Source organism: Acidovorax sp. KNOB132 (genome assembly GCF_057541515.1).
The window spans coordinates 1-5,555 of the sequence record NZ_BAAJYT010000234.1; the positions used below are offsets into that span (position 1 = coordinate 1).

At 62.5% G+C, this 5,555-nt stretch carries 6 protein-coding genes and 1 pseudogene; 6 read left to right on the forward strand and 1 reads right to left on the reverse strand.

The genetic code is table 11. The features are described 5' to 3' along the window. The 4 genes from AC27IO_RS19685 to AC27IO_RS19700 form a co-directional block, all read left to right on the forward strand. Positions 1–961 (forward strand): RHS repeat domain-containing protein (locus tag AC27IO_RS19685; protein ID WP_498740315.1); only part of this gene is annotated, 961 nt, incomplete at its 5' end. Continuing rightward, positions 958–1,284 carry a hypothetical protein gene (locus tag AC27IO_RS19690; RefSeq protein ID WP_498740317.1) on the forward strand — a complete coding sequence of 109 codons (327 nt, stop codon included), beginning with the start codon at positions 958–960 and terminating at the stop codon, positions 1,282–1,284. The genes AC27IO_RS19685 and AC27IO_RS19690, both read left to right, overlap by 4 nt. Beyond that, a complete protein-coding gene (locus AC27IO_RS19695) occupies positions 1,266–1,742 on the forward strand; it encodes a hypothetical protein (RefSeq protein WP_498740318.1) in 477 nt (158 codons plus the stop codon). The genes AC27IO_RS19690 and AC27IO_RS19695 overlap by 19 nt, the downstream gene beginning before the upstream one ends. Before the next feature lie 146 nt (positions 1,743–1,888). Beyond that, positions 1,889–2,152, forward strand: coding sequence for a hypothetical protein (locus AC27IO_RS19700; RefSeq protein WP_498740319.1), 264 nt, complete (start codon positions 1,889–1,891; stop codon positions 2,150–2,152). Positions 2,153–2,197: 45 nt separating this feature from the next. Here AC27IO_RS19700 and AC27IO_RS19705 read toward each other — a convergent pair whose 3' ends face one another. After that, positions 2,198–4,279 carry a sodium-translocating pyrophosphatase gene (locus AC27IO_RS19705; protein WP_284412829.1) on the reverse strand — a complete coding sequence of 694 codons (2,082 nt, stop codon included), beginning with the start codon at positions 4,277–4,279 and terminating at the stop codon, positions 2,198–2,200. Positions 4,280–4,537: 258 nt separating this feature from the next. Here AC27IO_RS19705 and ppa point away from each other — a divergent pair, with 258 nt between their 5' ends. Continuing rightward, on the forward strand, positions 4,538–5,065 hold the full coding sequence (gene ppa / locus AC27IO_RS19710) for an inorganic diphosphatase (protein WP_272569020.1): 528 nt from the start codon (positions 4,538–4,540) through the stop codon (positions 5,063–5,065). 197 nt (positions 5,066–5,262) lie between these two features. Further along, positions 5,263–5,555 (forward strand): annotated as a pseudogene (locus AC27IO_RS19715) (hypothetical protein); the annotation flags it as partial.

Consider the following 5,555-nt stretch of genomic DNA (forward strand, 5'->3'; position numbering starts at 1 on the left):
TGCAACGAGCGGCTCATCGGCTCCCTCGCTGGATCAGCAGTTCAGCTACAACGCATCGGGCAGACTGACACAGGTGAGCACCGCCCAAGGAACCTGGACCTACATGTATGACGGTACAGGCAACCGCATCAACGTGGCCTCGGACAACGGCGTATCGAGCTGGTACAACCTCAAGCCCAAAAGCAACCAGTTGGCCTCCATCGATAAGCCAGCGATCACGCTGACCTATGACGCAGCGGGCAACACCACGTCGGATGGCAACTTCGCGCTGCAATACGACTTGAAAGGCCGGCTGGTTCGGGCAACCAATGCGCAGGGCTCCACCAGCTACACCTACGACAACAACGGCCTGCGGGTGCGAAAGAGCACGGGGCTGGCCGGTGGTACAACGATTTTTGTGTACGACGCCGAAGGCCATCTACTGGGCGAATACGACGCGTCAGGCAATCCGATCCGGGAAATCGTCTGGCTGGGAGACATGCCCTTGGCGATCTTCACTCCGGATTCCGCGTATGGCGCCAATGCGGCTTCGAATGCGCCACAGGTCTACTACATCCATGCAGACCGTTTGAATACTCCGCGGGTGGTGGTTGATCGTGCCAACACGGTGCGCTGGCGTTGGATGAGCGAGCCGTTCGGCACCGCGCCAGCCGAGAGCAGTCCTGCGGGTCAGGCGGACTTTGTATTCAATCTGCGCTTTCCAGGTCAGTACTATGACGTGGAGTCGGGGATTCACCAGAATTGGAATCGGGATTACGTTCCAGGGTGGGGGAGATATGCGCAGAGTGATCCGATTGGTCTTGCAGGTGGGTGGAACACGTACAGCTATGTAGGCGGCAATCCGCTCTCCCACACCGACAGGTTGGGATTGTCTACTGATGAGGAAATCAGAAAAGCGGTGGCAACGCTTAAATGTGCCAATCCTGAAGAATTCGTAAGCTCGCCAACTCAATCACGATGACGAACATGGGTGAAGATGGAACAGGGAAAACTGACTGGTTCAATAACATCCAGTTAAACTCAAGAAATTACGGCGATAAAAACACATCAGTAGATGAGTTTATCCGAAGCGATTTCTTGCAAACACTCGCTCACGAAATGCTGCATGTCAATCAAAATGCTGGAAATTTCTTGTTAAGTAATCAATTTCGAATGGGTAATCCTGTGGGATACCGTCATCGTCAGCTTGACGAGAAAGCCACAAACATAATAACGCCTCAGTTGCAGGGGCAATTTCGTAAGGCGCTTAACAACGGTGATGTGGGGTGTTCATGCTCTCGCTAATTCAACGATTTGCATTGGTATGCATTGGCTTTGTGCTGGTGGCATGCGGTCACGTAGATGAAGTTACTCCCAAAAAGTATGTCAGTCTTATCGTCGCTCACACTGCACGATTGAAGATTGAAATTGCCAAGTCATTGATTGCAAACCCTGGAAAGCCTGTACCTCAGGCGGGCGTATTGCAGTTGCCACCGCCTCCCGGCTTGGCCCCGATGAAATTCGACTTCGGTTGGGTGACAGCAGATGGGGCGATCGTGATTCAAAGCACCAAGTACGCAGTGGTTGTGTTGCAAGAACCGACCCTTGATCAGGGTAAAGTGAAGTGGAGTTGCGTCGTGCATCCAATTGAAGCCAAGCCCAATCTTTGTGGATCGGATTATCAGAATGAATTGCTACAAAATAAGCAGTCCGCTCTGAAAAAATTCCAAGCCCTTGATCTAAATCGGAGTTTTTCGGGTTGATGGGCGCATGATTTGCAAGGTATGGTTTTAGCAGTATCTGTTTCCCAGCAAATTTCTCCAAGGAAATCGATAGAGCTAAAGCCCTCTCCGCAATAGTCCGGTGACTATTCTTCCCGGAACCTCTCAAAACCTCCGAATTTGCAAGTTTGAGCGTCGTACCAATACATCGCTACATTGAAAGGCCGGCGGATTCGGTAACCAATGCGCAGGATTCCACCAGCTACACCTACGACAACAACGGCCTGCGGATTCGAAAAAGCATTGGGCTGGCCGGTGGCGCGACGACGGCCAACGTCAGCTACACCTGGCTGGTCGCCTCGGGCCGGTACAAGGGTCTGGTCGTGCGCACGGCCAATGCCAACGGCGTCAAGACGTCGGAGGCGACGCGCCTGCTGGTGAACGGGCAATAGGCCCCAAGCCGCTGGGCTCCAGGCCGCTGCCTGGCCGGGGCGGGCTCACCCCCCGTGAAACCGCACCACCAGCGGCACGATCAGCAGCGCCACGATGTTGATGATCTTGATGAGCGGGTTCACCGCCGGGCCGGCGGTGTCCTTGTAGGGGTCGCCCACGGTGTCGCCGGTGACGGCGGCTTTGTGCGCCTCGCTGCCCTTGCCGCCGTGGTGGCCGTCCTCGATGTATTTCTTGGCGTTGTCCCAGGCGCCGCCGCCGGTGCACATGCTGATCGCCACGAACAGGCCGGTCACGATGGTGCCCATCAGCAGCCCGCCCAGCGCCTTCGGCCCCAGCAGCAGGCCCACGGCGATGGGCACCACCACCGGCAGCAGGCTGGGGACCACCATCTCCTTGATGGCGGCGGTGGTCAGCATGTCCACCGCCTTGCCGTACTCGGGCTTGCCGGTGCCGTCCATGATGCCGGGGATGGTCTGGAATTGGCGGCGCACCTCGACCACCACCGCGCCCGCCGCGCGGCCCACGGCCTCCATCGCCATGGCGCCGAACAGGTAGGGGATGAGCCCGCCGATGAACAGGCCCACGATCACCATCGGGTCCGACAGGTCGAAGCGGATGGCCTGGCCATAGGCCGAGAGCTTGTGCGTGTAGTCGGCGAACAGCACCAGCGCTGCCAGCCCCGCCGAGCCGATGGCGTAGCCCTTGGTGACGGCCTTGGTGGTGTTGCCCACGGCGTCCAGCGGGTCGGTGATCTCGCGCACGCTGGCGGGCATTTCGGCCATCTCGGCGATGCCGCCGGCGTTGTCGGTGATGGGGCCGTAGGCATCCAGCGCCACGACGATGCCCGCCATGCTGAGCATGGCCGTGGCCGCCACCGCCACCCCGTACAGGCCCGCGAGCGCATACGACACCAAGATGGCTAGGCACACGCACAGCACCGGCCAGGCGGTCGAGCGCATCGACACGCCCAGCCCCGCGATGATGTTGGTGCCGTGCCCCGTGGTGGAGGCCTGTGCGATGTGCTGCACGGGCGAATACTGCGTGCCGGTGTAGAACTCGGTGATCCACACCAGCGCGGCCGTGAGCACCAGGCCCGTCGCGCAGGCGCCGAAGAGCCGCATCTGGCTGCCGCTGGCCGCGATGGCGTTGTCCGGCACCAGCCAGGCGGTGACGAACCAGAAGGCCACCAGCGAGATCACGCCCGCGATCGCCAGGCCCTTGTACAGGGCCGGCATCACGTTCTTCATGCCGGGCGAGGCCTTGACGAAAAAGCAGCCCACGATGGACGCGAGGATGGACACCGCTCCCAGCGCCAGCGGGTAGGTCACCGCGGCCACCGGCGCGGCCGTCACCATGAGGGCGCCCAGCACCATGGTGGCGATCAGCGTGACGGCGTAGGTCTCGAACAGGTCGGCGGCCATGCCGGCGCAGTCGCCCACGTTGTCGCCCACGTTGTCGGCGATCACGGCGGGGTTGCGCGGGTCGTCCTCGGGAATGCCGGCCTCCACCTTGCCCACCAGGTCGGCCCCCACGTCCGCGCCCTTGGTGAAGATGCCGCCGCCCAGCCGCGCGAAGATCGAGATCAGCGAGGAGCCGAAGGCAAAGCCGATCAGCGGGTTGAGCAGCGCCGCCAGATCGGCCGTGGGCGTGAACTGCCCGCGTCCCACCAGCAGCCAGCAAAAGCCGGTCACGCCCAAAAGCCCCAGGCCCACCACCAGCATGCCGGTGATGGCGCCGCCGCGAAAGGCCACGTCCAGCGCCGGGCCCATGCCCTGCGTGGCGGCCTGGGCGGTGCGCACGTTGGCGCGCACCGACACGTTCATGCCGATGAAGCCGCAGGCGCCCGACAGCACCGCGCCGGCCACGAAGCCCCCGGCCGTCATGGCATCGAGGAACAGGCCGATGAGCACGGCCAGCACCACGCCCACGATGGCGATGGTGCGGTACTGGCGCGCCAGGTAGGCGGCCGCGCCGGCCTGGATGGCGCCGGCGATCTCCTGCATGCGGGGGTTGCCCGGGTCCTTGGAAAGGATCCAGCGGCGGGCCCAGAGGCCGTAGGCCACCGCGATCAATCCGCAGATCAGGGCCAGTATCAGGGGAGGGTTCAACGCTGCCGGGTTCGCCATGCTCTTTCTCCTTGGGGTGTCGATTGCACGGAAAGGAAACACAACGCATCGGTGGTGCTTCCGCTGCGTTGCTTCCTCGTGCCCCGGGGCCTGCGTGCGAGCAGGCGGAGACGATTGGCCAACGCAGCCAATTTACTGCCAAGGGCCCGCGCGGGCAAGCGCGGCCGGGCGTGCGCCTAAAATCGCGCCACCCCCGGCCCGGCGCGGGCTGGCCCCGCGGCCGCCGGAGCCCATCACCTCCTCAACCTTCAGAGATCCATGTCCCTCAACAACGTCACCCCTGGCAAGAACACCCCTGAAACCTTCAATGTGGTCATCGAGATCCCCATGGACTCGGACCCCATCAAGTACGAGGTGGACAAGGAATCGGGCGCCATCTTCGTGGACCGTTTCATGACCACGGCCATGTACTACCCCTCCAACTACGGCTACGTGCCGCAAACGCTGAGCGGCGACGGCGACCCGGTGGACGTGCTGGTGATCACCCCCTATCCGCTGCTGCCCGGCGTGGTCGTGCCTTGCCGCGCGCTCGGCATCCTGAAGATGGAAGACGAAGCGGGTGTCGATGGCAAGGTGCTGGCCGTGCCCACCACCAAGGTCCTCAAGATGTACGAAAACTGGAAGACCGTGGACGACGTGAACCCGATGCGCCTGAAGGCCATCAGCCACTTCTTCGAGCACTACAAGGACCTGGAAGAAGGCAAGTGGGTCAAGGTGCTGGGCTGGGAAGGCATCGAGGCCGCCCACCAGGAAATCGTGGAAGGCCTGGCCAACTACAAGAAGTGAGAGAGGGCGCTTCCCTTTAGCTCCTTTTCCCCAGGTTCCTCAATTCCGGCCGCCGCCCTGGCGCCCGGGGCCGAACCTGCCAAAGCCTGCCGGCCTGCGTGCCCGCAGGCTTTTTTCATGGGGCGGTATCTGCGGATGGCACTGGGCCGCAACGGATTTGAATGCTGTATATTTAAACAGTCTTCGATAACCGCCCCATGTCCCGCCTTGCCCTTGCCTTCCTCCCACCGGACGCCGCCGCCCGCAGGGAAAGCGCTGCCCGCCTGGAACTGCCCGGCGTGTGGCAGGGCGATGCGCTCACGGCGCAGAACGGGCGCGTGCAGCCTTCCGGCCATGCGCTGCTGGATGCGGCGCTGCCCGGTGGGGGATGGCCCCTGGGGGCCATGACCGAGGTGCTGCAGCCGCCGCAGGGCGGGGCCGAGTGGCCTCTGGTGCTGCCGGCGCTGGCCCGGGCGGTGGCGCAGCGGGGGCGGGCAGGTAGTGCTGGTGG